The 16,156-nt window shown below is 45.7% G+C and carries 13 protein-coding genes; 2 read left to right on the forward strand and 11 right to left on the reverse strand.

The window, feature by feature from the left end; genetic code table 11:
- Window positions 1–37 precede the first annotated feature (37 nt).
- From Q5873_RS05630 to Q5873_RS05675, 10 genes are all read right to left on the reverse strand, one after another.
- Window positions 38–235 carry a hypothetical protein gene (locus Q5873_RS05630; protein WP_303059758.1) on the reverse strand — a complete coding sequence of 66 codons (198 nt, stop codon included), beginning with the start codon at window positions 233–235 and terminating at the stop codon, window positions 38–40.
- Window positions 225–1,250: an anthranilate phosphoribosyltransferase gene (trpD, locus tag Q5873_RS05635; protein WP_303059760.1), complete on the reverse strand. Its 1,026-nt coding sequence runs from the start codon at window positions 1,248–1,250 to the stop codon at window positions 225–227. The genes Q5873_RS05630 and trpD overlap by 11 nt, the downstream gene beginning before the upstream one ends.
- Window positions 1,251–1,337: 87 nt before the next feature.
- Window positions 1,338–1,901, reverse strand: coding sequence for an anthranilate synthase component II (locus Q5873_RS05640; protein ID WP_303059761.1), 564 nt, complete (start codon window positions 1,899–1,901; stop codon window positions 1,338–1,340).
- Entirely contained in the window at window positions 1,898–3,481 is a 1,584-nt protein-coding gene (locus Q5873_RS05645; protein ID WP_303059762.1) for an anthranilate synthase component I family protein, read from the reverse strand. Before Q5873_RS05645 ends, Q5873_RS05640 begins: the two co-directional genes overlap by 4 nt.
- 603 nt (window positions 3,482–4,084) lie before the next feature.
- Entirely contained in the window at window positions 4,085–5,488 is a 1,404-nt protein-coding gene (locus tag Q5873_RS05650) for a sodium:solute symporter family protein (protein ID WP_302226736.1), read from the reverse strand.
- Between the two features lie 207 nt (window positions 5,489–5,695).
- On the reverse strand, window positions 5,696–6,103 hold the full coding sequence (locus Q5873_RS05655; RefSeq protein ID WP_156886160.1) for a P-II family nitrogen regulator: 408 nt from the start codon (window positions 6,101–6,103) through the stop codon (window positions 5,696–5,698).
- A gap of 41 nt (window positions 6,104–6,144) precedes the next feature.
- A complete protein-coding gene (locus tag Q5873_RS05660; RefSeq protein ID WP_303059765.1) occupies window positions 6,145–7,482 on the reverse strand; it encodes an ammonium transporter in 1,338 nt (445 codons plus the stop codon).
- A 427-nt stretch (window positions 7,483–7,909) separates the two neighbouring features.
- Window positions 7,910–8,788: a CoB--CoM heterodisulfide reductase iron-sulfur subunit B family protein gene (locus Q5873_RS05665; RefSeq protein WP_288301491.1), complete on the reverse strand. Its 879-nt coding sequence runs from the start codon at window positions 8,786–8,788 to the stop codon at window positions 7,910–7,912.
- Window positions 8,788–9,744 carry a succinate dehydrogenase/fumarate reductase iron-sulfur subunit gene (locus tag Q5873_RS05670; RefSeq protein ID WP_303059767.1) on the reverse strand — a complete coding sequence of 319 codons (957 nt, stop codon included), beginning with the start codon at window positions 9,742–9,744 and terminating at the stop codon, window positions 8,788–8,790. Before Q5873_RS05670 ends, Q5873_RS05665 begins: the two co-directional genes overlap by 1 nt.
- Before the next feature lies 1 nt (window position 9,745).
- On the reverse strand, window positions 9,746–11,467 hold the full coding sequence (locus Q5873_RS05675) for an FAD-binding protein (protein WP_288301487.1): 1,722 nt from the start codon (window positions 11,465–11,467) through the stop codon (window positions 9,746–9,748).
- A gap of 559 nt (window positions 11,468–12,026) precedes the next feature.
- Between Q5873_RS05675 and Q5873_RS05680 the strand changes: the two genes are divergently transcribed.
- Together Q5873_RS05680 and Q5873_RS05685 are read left to right on the forward strand one after the other, a co-directional pair.
- Window positions 12,027–12,701, forward strand: a complete 675-nt coding sequence (locus Q5873_RS05680) for a response regulator transcription factor (protein WP_028255073.1) — start codon at window positions 12,027–12,029, stop codon at window positions 12,699–12,701.
- Window positions 12,679–14,121, forward strand: coding sequence for a HAMP domain-containing sensor histidine kinase (locus tag Q5873_RS05685; RefSeq protein ID WP_051245736.1), 1,443 nt, complete (start codon window positions 12,679–12,681; stop codon window positions 14,119–14,121). Before Q5873_RS05680 ends, Q5873_RS05685 begins: the two co-directional genes overlap by 23 nt.
- Before the next feature lie 496 nt (window positions 14,122–14,617).
- On the opposite strand, the gene Q5873_RS05690 is transcribed toward Q5873_RS05685, so the two are convergent.
- Window positions 14,618–16,108: an aldehyde dehydrogenase family protein gene (locus Q5873_RS05690; RefSeq protein WP_288190088.1), complete on the reverse strand. Its 1,491-nt coding sequence runs from the start codon at window positions 16,106–16,108 to the stop codon at window positions 14,618–14,620.
- Between the last annotated feature and the right edge of the window lie 48 nt (window positions 16,109–16,156).

Here is a 16,156-nt window from a genome sequence, read left to right on the forward strand (position 1 = left end):
AAAAACAGTGGGCGAGGCAGAGGCTACTTACCCACAATCATGCCCGAAGCCTCATAAAATTCATACTGCCTTCCATCAATGCCCGTTCAAACGGAAAGGTAAAGGTACCGCCGGATGCTGTTCGTTCTTCTTCCGCCCGCACCAAGGCTGCCTGTCGTACTGCCTCGATAGGTTTTACCTTTTTTAATACCGCCACACGTTCTCTCGTTGCTGCTACAATCGTATCAAGAATCATACTGCGTCACCTCATTGGATAATTTGACAAACTGTTCCATACAACGCAAAGCTGCTCCACTGTCAATAAGTTCTGCCGCTCGCGCAATCCCGTCCGCTATGGTAAGCGACGGATCTGTCAAATGAAAGGCCATGCCCGCATTCAATAGTACCGCATTTCTTCGCGGACCTTGTTCGCCGCCGAGTACTGCTCTGGTAATTGCCGCATTCTCTTTGGCTTCGCCGCCGCGTAAATCACCATGGGCCGCATAAGTCATACCGTAATCAACCGGATCGAGCACATAACTTGTTACCGTTCCGTTATCGATTTCGCACACATAGGTTTTATCACATGCCGTAATTTCATCAAGGCCATCAAAGCCATGGACAACAGCACCGCGTTTAACACCTAGCTTAACCAGCACTTTCGCCAACGGCTCTACCAAGTCTTTATCATATACGCCCATGAGCTGAACGGTAGCACCGGCCGGATTGCTAAGAGGACCTAATACATTGAACACTGTGCGAATTCCTAACGCCTTACGTACCGGCGCTGCATATTTCATCGACTGATGATATACCGGTGCAAACATAAAGCACATTCCAGACTCGTTAAGAAGTTTGGCATTTTGCACTGCATTCAATTGCAGCTGTGCCCCTAGTGCTTCCAAACAATCGGCAGCTCCGCATTTACTGGATACACCGCGGTTACCATGCTTGGCTACTTTTACACCGCCGGCAGCAATAACAAATCCCGACGTGGTAGAAATATTAAACGTATTGGCACCGTCACCGCCGGTACCGACAATTTCGAACACATCTCCGTCATGCTGTACCGTCAGGCATGCATCGCGCATGGCTTGCGCAAACCCGCTGATTTCCTCAACCGTTTCTCCTTTTAAGCGAAGTGTAGCCAACAAGGCAGCAATCTGCGATTCGTTAGCTTCCCCCTTCATAATGCTCCCCATCGCGTTGCGCGCCAATTCGTATGTTAAATTCTCCCCGTTTATGATAGTATCTATTGCTTGCTGAATCATGGTTTTCACTCTCTTTCTAATTTTCTCTATGCTGTCCTCTTTTTCCTTTATATCTCTTATACCGATTCGCTATGGAGTCGGTCGTTGCTATGCTAAAAAATTGTTAAGCATTGTCATACCTTGCGGCGTCAAAATGGATTCCGGATGAAACTGTACGCCGTACACCGGATACGTTCGGTGCTCAACTGCCATAACAATACCATCCTCCGTACGAGCTGTAACCTTTAAATCGTCAGGCAGTGTACGGGGATCGATAACCAAGGAATGATATCGTGCCACCTCACATGTCTTGGGAATATTTTTAAACAAGCAGCTATCTACATCAACAGTTATCGTACTTGCCTTGCCGTGCATAATTTGCGGCGCATAGGTAACGGTAGCACCAAAGGCTTCACCGATGGCTTGATGTCCCAAGCAAATGCCCAAAATAGGAATCCGTCCTTTAAAGCGTTCTATGGTCTGTCCATAAATAACCGCTTCCGATGGTTTTCCCGGCCCCGGTGATAACACAATATGCGTTGGTGCCAAGGCTTCGATTTCATCGGGAGTAATTGCATCACTGCGCACCACTTTGATATCCGGATTAATACTGCCCAAGGCTTGGTACACATTGAAAGCAAAACTATCGTAATGATCAATTAACAGTATCATGCATCTTCACCGTCCTTTGTCATCGTTTTCGCAATTGTATGACTCATACCTTGGGCTGAATGGATTTCATTCTTATTTCCTAAGGTATCAGCAATGCGAATCGCTTCCATAACTGCCTTTGCTTTATTAATAGTCTCCTCGTATTCCATAGCCGGCATACTATCCGCCACAATACCCGCACCGGCTCGTACCGTAACGATACCGTCCATAAGAACAGCCATGCGAATACCGATACACATATCCATGTTACCGGTAACATCCAAGTATCCAATAGCCCCGCCATAAGCACCGCGCCGTGTACCTTCCATATCGGCTAGTAATTCAATAGCACGAACCTTGGGCGCACCCGATAAAGTGCCTGCCGGCAACATTGCTTCCAGTGCATCCAGCGCATCGCAATCATCACGCAAGTCACCTTCCACGGTAGAGCACACATGAATGACGTGGGAAAATTTTTCAATTCCCTTAAAGCGGGTTACTTCTACCGAGCCGAATCGACTCACCCGTCCTACATCGTTGCGACCAAGATCAACGAGCATCGTATGTTCCGCCAATTCCTTTTCATCCTTTAGTAATCCCGCCGCAATCCGTTCATCGTCTACTGCATTACGACCTCGCTTGCGCGTGCCTGCAATCGGATACGTAGTAACACGTCCGTCTTGCACCCGTACCAACGTTTCCGGAGACGCACCGGCAAGCTCTAAATTTTCGCCTCCCATGTAAAACATATACGGCGACGGATTTGTCGTTCGCAACACGCGGTATGTATTAAGCAAGCTACCTTCAAAGGGAGCGGACTGTGCATTGGATAACACAGCTTGGAAAATATCACCTTCCACTATGTGATGCTTCAACCGTTCCACGCCGGCCATGTAACCTTCCCGTGTAAACTCCGCCGTGAAATCACCTTGCAACTGACCGCCATCATCCAAATATTTACGTCGTCCCCCTACCGGAGCCGCTACCGGATGAATGTGATGTCCTTCTATTTGTTCGGCTAACGCAGCCAACTCAGCGCGAGCCACCTTATAGTTAACAGCCAAAGTATCCGTTGCCACCAATGCCACCAACACAATCTTCTGTCGATAGTGATCGAAGGCAATCACCTTATCAAAGAACATCAAGTCCACATCATACGCCGACGGACTGTCACCCTTGTCGTAATTGAAATGAATATGCGGCTCTACATAACCGATATACTCATAAGCTGCATAGCCAACAAAACCACCGATAAAGGGAGGTAGCCCTTGCAAACGCGGTGCCTTATATTGTGCTAACACGCGGCGTATAGCTTGCCTCGGTGTATCTGTAACCACCTGGCAGGTATCATCCGTTACCAATTCCACTGTTCCATTCTTGGCCCGAACTGTCAGCTGTGGCTTATAGCCTAGGAAAGAGTAGCGTCCCCAGTGTTCCTGTTGGTCCACACTTTCCAACAGAAACGCCGGTGTTCCCGCTTGCCGTAGCATTCGAAGTAACTCTATAGGGGTACATACATCGGCAAATAATTCAACGGTAATCGGCACTGCCTTATACGTATCGGCATAGGCTTTTACCGTTTCTAATGTTATCTCAGCCATCACTACTCTTCCTTTCCTGTACATATCGGGTAATTAACTCTCTTTTTTATCAATCAATTATATAAATAAAAAACCGCCCTCAGCAAAGCACAATCTGCTTTGCCAAGGACGGGTAAACTTACTATCGTTACAAAAGCCTTACGGCTCTTGTCATACAATCCGTATACTCGCGGTACCACCTTGATTGGATGTACATCCCTCTTTCGCAGGGTACTAACATACCCCTCATTGTTAACGCCAATGTCGCGTCGTTGAATACTCGGTCACTGCCATTACCGTTCGGTAATGTAACAATGCCTTTGACAACGCCCTCGGTGGTCCATTTAATAAGCTGCATTCTGTGAGATCTCAGCCATCCTCACTCTCTGTAAGCGCACTTCCTATTTTTATCTCCACCTCATAGGTTTGTGAGACATATATGTAATTTGTTCACACTTCGCGGATTGTTGTCCGCTTAAGTTGGTTATTATAGTACACGCATTTTGTCCGGTTGTCAATATACTATTTAAAATTTAACTGTAAATAATTAGAAAGAACCACAATAATGTATATAACTTCCTGTAATTATTTCCAATACACTTTATATACGATAGCCTTTTAATTCTATTCCGGAATTGCCGGCGGTGCCGGTTCTCTTCCCATCGCCTTTTCAATCCAGACGGTAACAACAAATACGATAACGCTAACTACCGATCCAAAAATGATGGACATAATGCCAAAAGGCTGACCGGCAATTTCCCAACCAAAGCCTGCCAAGGATCCCAGAACAATAGATGTAATACCGGCCCCCTTAGTCGCACCTTTCCAAGTAAGTCCCAAGAGGAAAGCTGCGAACGGTCCGGCCGAACGCATCGTAAAGGCAAATACTAAGAGAGGAATGATTGCCTTGCTGGCAAAGGAGATGCCGATAGCTACCAAGCCGAGGAAAAATACGCACCACCGACTGTATCGCGTCAACTGATCATCCGTAATATTCGGCACAAAATGACGTTCTAAAATATCTTTGGTAAACACCGTCGCTGCACCGAGTAAATCACCGGCACCGGATGACATCGTCGCCGAAGCCACCGCAGCCATAACAAGTCCGGCCATCACCGGCGGCATTAAATTCAGCGCTACCGTAGCTACGGCATTATTGGCTTCAATATTTGGGAATACCGCCAAAGCCACCAAACCCAATACAGCCGGAACAAAAGCAAAGAGAGCCATAACGATACCACAAATAATCGATCCCCATACAGCTGTTTTTTCATCCTTTGCTGCAAAGTAACGTTGCACCGATTCCTGCCCGGTAGAAAATGTCATAAAGTACATAATAATTAGACCAACAATTGTTTTCCAGCCTACTTTGGTAAAGCCCAATTGCTCCGGCGGTAACGCAGCTACCACGGCATGCCAGCCACCGGCTTCTTCCAATACAAAGGGCACAGCCAATGAAAAGCCACCTACCAATACAAAGAAATGGATGACATCTGTCAGTGTTACACTCCACATACCGCCGAACATCGTGTACAATACCAAGATTCCTCCGCATAGTAAAATAGATGCTTCCGTAGACATACCGGTCAGTACACTGATGATAGTAGCTGTCGCCGTAATTTGTACAGCCGCCAACGCAATAGTCGATACCATAGAGAGCACGGAGGTAATAAGATAACTGGACGTTCCGAATCGGCGACCAATAATTTCCGGTACCGTTGTTGCCATGGCCCTGCGCAATAAAGGTGCTACAAAGGAAACTAAAATAACCCCGATACCGGATGCTACCACATACCACCCTGCTGACAACCCCCATGAGCCGTAAGCCTTCGCCGCTACACCAACCGTACTGCCGCCACCGATTTCCGTAGCCGCCAATGTGCCTGCCGTCATCAACACACCAATACGTCGGCCGGCCAACAAATAGTCCGCGCTGTTTTTTACCCGAATATGGCTATATACGCCAACGGCCAGGTTGAGCACCAAATAGCCGATAACAATAACCCAGATAATTGTTAATGAATCCATACCCTACACTCCTTACAATTAATTAGAAAAATTAATTTAATAATTAGTACAAGGCCATCTTACCACAATCATAATTCAATAGCAATATAAATATCTGTTTTTAGCATATATACTAACTTTATAGAATATCATACGTATTAACCTGCAGAATACTTGTAAGAATCCCCGACAAATGCCGATATCATTTGCCGGGGATTTCTATTTTTACTATAAGTTATGTCCTGCTATACGTTGCTCGACCAATTCACGTTCCGACGGTCGATCCATAATGGCCGCTGCTCCTCGTTCACCTGTGCGGATGCGCACCGCATCGGCCACCTCGGTAACAAAAATTTTCCCATCACCGATTTGTCCCGTACGACAAGCACCGATTGCCGCATCAATAACATCATCTACTGCTACTTCGTAAACGATAATTTCAACCTTAATCTTAGGTAGCAAACTTACCTCTACCTGTTGACCTCGATATGTTTCTTTTAATCCCGTAGATAATCCACATCCATACACCTGTGATACGGTCATGCCTGTCACTCGTATAGCACGAAGCGCTTCCTTCAACGCTTCCAGTCGCTCCGGTCGCGTAATAATTTCCACTCGGTAAATGCCTGTACTCATGCTTCTATCCTCCATCATGACTTCCCTTCTCTCCATCACGGCTACTCTGTCATAGCCAATCGCTTGGCATCCTTAGCCGATGCCGTAGTATACTGCGGTGCATCAATCGGTTTTGAAAAACTAAGCGCGCCCAAGGAATCCATATACGCATACCCCCGTTCGCCATGTTCCAAAGCATCCATGCCCACAATCTGTTCGCCTTCATCGGCACGCACGCGCATGCATGCTTTCATAGCCAAGACAATAATTGCCGTAACCGCGATACCGTAAAGTGCGCAATATACAATACCTTCTACCTGAATCCATAGCTGCATGGGATTACCGAAGAACAACCCGTCTGCACCGGCTTCATTAACTGCCGTACTGGCAAATAGCCCTGTAGCAATAGCACCCCATAGGCCGCCTACACCGTGAATGCCGAAAGCATCCAGCGAGTCATCGTAGCCCAGCTTAGTTTTAATATGTGCCACACTGGTATAGCAAATGATGCCACCGATGAAGCCAATAGGCAATGCTGTCCATACCGGTACAAAACCGGCACCGGGCGTTATGGCAACCAAACCGGCAATAGCCCCGGAGGCTGCACCTAATGTAGTTGCCTTACCGGCCAACATACTTTCCGAAAGCATCCACCCGAGCATGCCCGTAGCCGCCGCTACCTGCGTAGTCACCATTGCATGCGCTGCCAACCCATTAGCAGCAAACGCACTGCCGCCATTAAAGCCAAACCAACCTAACCACAAGAAAGCCATACCGATTACTACCATGGGAATGTTATGAGGAATCATCGCCGTGCGTCCGTAACCGGCGCGCTTACCAATAAGCATGGCTGCTACTAAGCCGGAAATACCGGATAAAATATGAATAACCGTGCCGCCGGCAAAGTCGAGTACACCTTCATTGCGAAGCCAACCATCAACACCCCATACCCAATGAGCTACCGGATCATATACCAGCGTAGTCCACAAGGCAATAAAAATTAAAAAGGCACCGAATCGCATGCGTTCCACAAAAGCACCGGTAATAATGGCTGCCGTGATGATGGCGAACATCATCTGGAACAAGGCAAAGAGCATATGCGGAATTGTTGCCGAATACGCTTCTTCCGGCAGCATACCTACACCGGTAAACAGACTCCAATCAAAATTGCCGATGATATGATTTACATCAGGGCCAAAGGATAAACTATAACCAAATAATACCCACTGTACACTGATAATTCCAATTGCCGCCAAGCACTGCATAATCGTATTCAGTACATTTTTAGCTCGTACCATGCCGCCGTAAAATAACGCCAACGCCGGCGTCATAATCATTACAAACACCATTGATATCAGCATAAACGCCGTATCACCCGTATCGATTACCAATCGTTCCATATGCCTCTCTCCTTTGACAAACTATACCTACATCCGACAACAGAAAAAGCCCTCGTACGTCTACGAGGGCTCCATTGCCGATTACCAAGCTTGGTATATTTTATTTGATTGCATGATACCTTGTTTCAGACGAGGTGTCAATTATAAATCATCCTTAAATCCATGGCAATTATGCATATGGTTATTCTCAAAATACATATTGTCTAACACTACACCATCATATGCACATCATCACCTACGTTGTGACCCCATGCTATCTTTTCTAGTGTGCATCTTCACTTCTTTTCTACCAAATTATACGTTTATTCCTTCTCATCCTTACATGCAACAAAAAGCCCGTTAAGAGCTACCTGGGACTTCCTGCATTAACGTAGGATTCTTAGTAGCTCCCTAACGGGCTTTATATTATATATTTATGCGTATATATTTATGCACCGACGAAACGGTTTAAAGCGGCAGTACTGGTCATATGACGTTTGGTCATTCCCAATTCAGCCGGGCTGATGCCCAATGCCAAACCAATGAGCTGGCTCATGTGGATAATCGGCATATCTTTGTCGCTCGGTACATACTGTTTTGCTTCCTTCTGGAACATATCAAGCTGCATCTGGCACAACGGGCACGGCGTTACTACGCAATCAGCGCCTTCTTTGGCCGCGTCGGCATTGATGGAACCAGTCATGCGCATAACGGAATCATGCGCCGGATATACAGCGTGGAAACCACAGCAGTCAAGTTTACGAGAGAAGTCAATCGGAGTAGCCCCGATTGCTTTGATTACGTCAGCTAAGCTGGTCGGAATCTGGAAGTCTTCGAAACCAGTTTCTTCCTGCGGACGAAGCAGATGGCAACCATAGTATTCAGCTACGCGGAGACCGCTAAGCGGTTTCACTACTTTTGCCTTCAAGTTGTTCAAACCATAGTCACGAATCAACACCCATAAGAAATGCGTTACATCGCTGGTACCTTTATATTTTTTACCGGCTTGAGCCAAAATATTATTTACCCGTGCTTTTTGCACATCATCGCGATCCAATTCATTTTTAGCTTCGCGAAGCATAAGCGTACATGTGTTGCACACGGTCATCAAATCAAGCCCCTGTTCTTCAGCCAATGCAATATTGCGCGCATTGGTAGCCAACACTGCCAACGGATCGATATCCTGTACATGGGATGCACCACAGCAGGTCCAGCCATCGAGTTCTTCTATCTGAATACCCAATTTTTTAGCCACGGCTTTCGTAGCAACGTAGTCTTCTTTCGCTGCGCCTTCAAGAACGCAACCCGGGAAAAATGCGTATTTCATTATTTTTCTGCCTCCTCTGCTGCTTTAATAATGGTGCGCACGCCTTGGATACCGGTTACCGGTTTATGAGGCACAATCAATTCTAGCGGATTAATCTTACCATGAGCCCACAGACGCATAGCATAGAGACCCTGTTTTGCAGAATCTACAAGACCATCTGTTTTGAGACTCATCGTTACTTCGTTCAAGCGACCGGTCTTCATGAGGTCTTGCTTGAAGGCTACGGCATGGCGCGTACCCTTGTTGCTGAGGCCTGCGCGTGTAGCTACTGCACGAAGTTCGGAAATATCCTTAGCCGGTTTTAAGTGTTTCGGGCAACGGGAGATACAGTTCATGCAGTGAACGCATTTCCAGAGACCGTTTTCAAAAGCCGGATTAACATGTGCCATCGGAGCATCATCACGGGAATCTTTTACAAAACGGTTAGCTTTGGTATATACATACGGATCGAGGAAGTCTTCGCGACCGGCACTCAATTTATTACATTCGGATGCACAGCAACCGCAAAGAATACATTCAGTGTTAAGTACGAATTTTTTGAAATCGTCCGGAGTCTGACGAGTCGCTGTCGTCTTAGTGTATTCCGGTTTCATGAAAATCCACGGAGCTACCGTCTTAAGACGGTTAACCTTAGCTTCCCAATCTACTGCAAGGTCACGAATAACATCGAAGTTACCGATCGGTGCGATATCGAATTCATCGCTACCGAAACGTTCAGCCAATTCATCGATTTTACTTTCGCAGCCGAGCATAGCCTGACCGTTGATTTTAATGGAGCACGCACCGCAAACAGCACTACGGCAGGCAGCGATGAACGTCAAGCTCGGATCAATGGTGTCTTTAATTTTCTGCAGACCCCAAAGGATAGTACGGTCCGGTTCATAATCGAAGGTATAGGTCTGTACATAGGAGCGACCTTCGTTGTAGCGGTGGATATGATACGTAATCTGTCTCATCTTAGTACGTCCTTTCTTTTGGTTCGAAACGCGTAATTACAACATCGCTCTGGCCTACCTGGTATTCACCATCTTCACCGAGGCTGATGAGGGTATGGTTCAAGAAGTTAGCATCATCACGTTTCGTGAAGTCTTCACGCAAATGACTGCCGCGACTTTCCTTACGACGGAGAGCGCCGAGAACTACGGCTTTGGCTACCGTCAAGAGGCTGCCTACTTCTACATAGTTTACGAAGGCCATGTTAAACGTACGGTTAGAGTCACCTACGTAGCAAGTCTTGTATTCTTCAATCAATTTATTCAAGGTAGCAAGTGCTTCTTCCATCTTGGATGCTTCACGGAAGATGCCTACCTTATTCCACATAGCCAACGCCATTTCGTCACGGATTTCAGCAATCGGACGACCTTCGGTACGGCTTGTTACTTCCTTGAATTTTGCTTCCCAAGCGTTAGCTGCATCGTTCAACGCTTTTTCTGCATTTTTAGCGCTGTTGTTTTCTACATAAGCAATAGCACCTTCACCGGCTACTTTACCGAATACAACGGCATCAGCCAAGGAGTTACCACCCAAGCGGTTAGCACCATGGATAGATACACAGGAAGCTTCGCCGGCAGCGAAGAGACCCGGTACTACGGTAGCACAAGTTTTATAATCTTTTACATCGATACCGCCCATGGAGTAATGGCAAGTCGGACGAACCGGAATCGGCTGTACCAACGGATCCGCATGTTCGAAGGTAATTGCCAAGTCACGAATACCATGTAATTTTTCAAGAATCAATTCTCTCGGCAAATGACGAACGTCGGCTACAACGTATGCATCAAGACCGGTACCGCCAAAGCCACGACCTTCGGCGATTTCTGTTTCGATAGCTTTTGCTACCACGTCACGCGGAGCCAATTCCATTTTGCTCGGTGCGTATTTAGCCATGAAACGTTCACCTTTATTGTTCAAGAGGTAACCGCCTTCACCACGTACGGCTTCGGACATCAAGATACCGCTCTTACCAAGACCGGTCGGATGGAACTGTACCATTTCCGGGTCTTTCAAAGCACAACCGGCGCGGAAGCAAGCAGCCATGCCGTCACCTGTGGAAAGGTACGGATTGGACGTACGCGTCCAGAACATACGACCTGCACCACCGGTTGCAATAACTACAGCCGTAGCAGCGATTTTTTCTACGCGACCTTCCTTCATGTTCCAAGCAACTACACCGCCTACACTACCGTCATCGGCTTTAACGATGTCTAACATATACCAATCCTGAAGGAAGTGTACATTTTCCTTCAAGCACTGTTCATATAATGTATGCTCAATTACATGACCGGTTTTGTCGGCACTGTAGCAAGTACGCGGGTATGCCTGACCACCGAAGTTACGCTGAGCAATTTTGTTTTCATTTGTACGGGAGAACGGAGCACCGAAATAGTCTAATTCTTTGATGCATTCCGGGCAACGGCTGATAAAGAATTCGATAGCATCCTGGTCACCCAAGTAATCGCTACCTTTAACGGTATCGAAGATATGGTCCTCAATCGTATCTTCTTTGGCTACGTTATTCAACACACCGTTAATACCGCCCTGAGCCATTGCTGTAGCCGAACGGGTAGGATAAATTTTCGTAATAAGAGCTACGCGCAAACCTTCACGGGAAGCTGCTTCTAATGCTGCACGCTGACCTGCACCGCCGCTACCTACTACCAGAACATCAAACTGTTCCATAATGTACCTCCTCAACTGTACCTATTACCTATAGAGTAAGACGCGATAATCCCCTCCGGAATCTATCCGTCTCCATAGCTTACTGCTTAATTATAATGATTTTTTGATATTTTTGTCCAAAATCAAATACGCATAATTAAAATCATGCCCTTTAGCTGATAATTTATATCATTTATTAAAATACCTGATATTTTATAGGGATTTACAAAAAGAACGTACCTATCCAACAGCAAACTAACAGCATTATACCTACTTTTTCAGCCTATTTATCACTGCCTCTCAACTTGAAAAACAAACTATATTCATAACTTTCTATAAAGAAATTGAAAATAATTTTCACAGATTTTTTCGCACTATGCACTCTTCCGTCAAAAAAACGTCCAATGTATGCAAAAAACACAATCATATAACCTTTTTTGCATTTGACGTCATACTACTTCATAGTTTTCTCATACCGACTCTTTATACTGTATCAAAGAATACTATATAATAGAAAAAAGAAGATGGTCTACATTTTATTGGCCATCGCTTAGATTGCTCTATGCTAAGGGGGATTGCAATGAAAATACTTGTTGTAGAAGATGAAGAGATGCTAAATAATATTATTGCTAAACGTTTACGCGTGGAAAGTATGACCGTCGATTGCTGCTTTAACGGCGAAGAAGCACTGGACTATTTAAGTACATCCGGCTACGACGTAGTCATCATGGATATTATGATGCCAAAGATGGATGGTCTCAGTGTCTTGAAACACATGCGTGAAGAAGGCAACAAAACACCGGTACTCTTTTTGACGGCTAAGGATTCTCTGCAGGATAAGGTAGACGGACTTAACTTAGGCGGCGACGATTACTTAGTAAAGCCTTTCGAATTCGAAGAACTTATTGCTCGCGTCTATGCCTTGGCACGCCGTAGCAATAACCAAGCGCACGACGATCTCGTAGCCGGTCCGCTGACCATTAATAGTCGCAGCCGTTCTGTTGTATTGAACGGAGAACCCATTATTCTTACTGCTAAGGAATTTGATTTATTGTACTATTTGGCAAGCAACCAAAACATTGTGCTATCCCGGCAACAAATCTTAGATCATGTCTGGGAATATGATTACGAAAGCTATTCCAATTTGATTGATGTATACATTAAGGATGTACGTAAGAAAATTGATACCGGTGATGGCACCAAGCTAATCCATACGGTACGAGGAGTCGGTTATGTTTTCAAAGTGGAGAAGTGATTCCGCCGGCGATGGCTTTAGCTTTCGCCGTCTGTGTACCCACCTAAAAACAATATCCCGGCAAAGCATCGGTTACAATCTGCGCCGCCTGCCTTTGACTATTAAAATCACCGGTTGGTATTCCATCTTCTTGTTGCTCATGCTCCTGTTGCTTTCCACCTTTATCATGCAGTTCACCAATCTGTGGGAAGATTCGGAGCTGCGCGGTGAGCTTCAGGCTACCGTCATCAACGTAGCCGATAATCCCAAACGTTTCCATCCGTATCACGACGGCATCTTCATGGTCATGTACACCGATAACGGCATTGCCGTAAAAGGTGCCATTCCCGATGGATTCCCTAGTGGTATCATCTTGTCACCTCATCGCATTACAGAGCTAACCACCAAAGAATCTACCTACTACTATTATGACTCACCCAGTCATAGCGGTGAATTTCACGGTTGGGTACGCGGCATTTTACCGGTAACAACCATCAACCGTCGTACCAATATTATGCTCATGGCTCTCATGTTTGGCGGCCTTGCTTTTCTTGTTATCGGTACCTGTGGCGGTTATTGGTTAATTAAGCGCGGCCTGAAACCGATTCGTATGATTACCCAAACGGCAGCGGAAATCGGTCGCAACCGTGACTTGTCCCAACGTATTGAACAGACCGTCAACAGTCATGACGAGATTGCTACCTTATCGGATACATTTAACGGCATGCTGACGAACCTGGAAGAATCATCGATGCGCGAAAAGCAGTTTAGCTCCGATGTATCCCATGAATTGCGTACACCGATTGCCGTTATTCAGGCCGAAAGCGATTACGGTCGTACCTACATTACATCCGTGGAAGAAGCGAAGGAAAGCTTTGAGCACATCTTTAAACAAAGTCGTTTTATGACGTCGATGGTAACTCAACTTCTCGACGTGGCTCGTCTTGACACGATGCGCGATATCGAAATGCGCCCCTTCAATCTTTCACAATTTTTAGAAGACATCAGCCAAGGCTATTCCCGCTTATGTGCCGATAAGAATCTTACCTTCGATACCCAAATCGCACAGCACTTACAAATCGTAGGAAATCCAACATTCTTAAAACGTGCTATCGGTAATCTTCTGGACAATGCTATGAAGTTTACCACGGACAAAGTTGGTATCAGTGCAAAAAATCATGATGGAACAGTACGCATCATTGTAAGCGACAATGGTATCGGCATTCAAGAAAGTGATTTGACCAAAATTTGGGATCGCTTATATCAAGTGGAAACATCACGTACCAAATCCAATAATCAGGGATTGGGACTGGGTTTATACTTTGTACAAAATGTAATTAAACTACACGGTGCTAAGGCCTACGCACGCAGTACACCTAACGTTAAAACAGAATTCATTTTAGAATTTGATGAATTCATAGAATCAACTAACGACAAATAAATTTAAAATCTTTCATAAATTTCATTTTCTTTTCATTTTTCCTTTGTATACTCTAACCATCAAGTGAGAGGTAATGACGATACCCCATCGGCATTACATTACCATTAGTTGCAGGGAACGGTATTGGTTTGAATCCTCCCTGTTCATCCAATGCTGGCGGCTAAAGGCTTTCATTTGATTAACACTAACACTCCCCTTACATGAAAAGCAGGAATTCTCCCCGAATTCCTGCTTTTCAATTGCCTGCATTCATTTCTTTTTTGTCGTATGAACGTAAGAGTGTTGTGTATAGTGATAGTGTCTTGTCTATAACCCGATCGTCGTGGACTGACACGCACCCTAATATGCCGACAGGCCCCCGGCTCTACACTACCGTAGAGCCGGGGGCCTGTTGCTTTATATATTCTGTTTATCTGTAAAGCTATGTGGTTATGTTTAGGTTATGTAGTGAAAACTCAGTGAATCAAAGTTACTTATGAAGAATGATGGTTTTTAATTATTTATCGCTTACATCATAGAAGCCACTCGGATTTTCCGCCAAGTTGATAAGAATATTTTTCTTCTGGCTGTAATGTTCGAGCATCATCTTATGCGTTTCACGACCGATACCGGATTGCTTGTAACCACCGAACGGAGCCCCTGCCGGGATTGCATTATAGGTATTTACCCACATACGACCGGTTTCGATAGCACGTGCTACACGGATAGCACGGTTGATATCGCGGGTCCATACACCACCGCCAAGACCGTAAATGCTATCGTTAGCCATCTTAATTACATCGGCTTCGTCGTGGAATTTAATAACAACGGCAACCGGCCCAAAGATTTCTTCCTGGGCTACACGCATATCATTGGTTACATCGACGATCAACGTTGGACGTACGAAGCAACCGTTACCGAGCTCGCCATCAGTAATGCGTTCACCGCCGGCCAAAACGCGAGCGCCTTCGTTCTTGGCAATATCAACATATTCAAGAATCTTCTTAACCTGGCCTTCGTAAATCTGTGCACCCATCTGCGTATCTTCGTTCCACGGCAAGCCAACCTTTACTTTTTCAAAATGTTTTGCCAATTCCGTTACGAATTTATCGTAAATGGTATCTTGTACGAAGATACGGGAACCGGCGCAGCATACCTGGCCCTGGTTGAAGAGGATACCCAACATAGCACCATCCATAGCCATGTCCCATTTAGCATCTTCGAAGAAAATGTTAGCGGATTTACCACCCAATTCGAGAGTTGCCGGAATCAAACGAGACGATGCAGCCTGGTATACGCTGAGACCAACTTCGGTAGAACCGGTGAAGGCCAATTTGCTGAAGCCCGGATGATCCAAGATATACTGACCGGATTTAGAACCTTTACCGGTAATAATATTTACAACACCGGCCGGTAAAATGTCAGCCAACAAAGAACCGAATTCAAGAAGGCTCAAGGAGGTATGGCTGGACGGTTTAATAACTACCGTACAACCGGCGGCCAATGCCGGTGCCAATTTCCAAGCAGCCATGAGGAACGGGAAGTTCCACGGAATAACCTGACCGACTACACCGATTGGTTCGTTCAAAATCAAGGACAATGTATTGTTATCGAGCATAGTAGCGGAACCTTCTTCGGCGCGAATAACACCGGCGAAGTAACGGAAGTGATCGATAGCGAACGGAACATCAACGTTCATTGTTTCGCGAATCGGTTTACCGTTGTCATAGGTTTCTACCATAGCAAAATGTTCTTTTTTAGCTTCCAATGCATCAGCGATTTTCAAAAGATAATCGGCACGTTCAATCGGTGTCGTTTTTTTCCAAGTTTCAAAAGCAACCGTTGCTGCATCTACGGCAGCGTCTACATCTTCCTTCGTAGCTTCTGCACAGTGAGCAAGCAATTCACCGGTGGCCGGGCTGTATGCTGCATACGTAGCACCGTCGGATGCCGGACGCCATTCGTTATTAATCAACAAGCCATAGGTTTCTTTCAATGTTACGCTCATAGGTATAGCCTCCTTTGTAAAAGCCGGGTATTCGTATTGAATACCACC

It is taken from the genome of Veillonella magna (assembly GCF_959600285.1).
Classification (GTDB): Bacteria; Bacillota; Negativicutes; order Veillonellales; family Veillonellaceae; genus Veillonella_A; species Veillonella_A magna.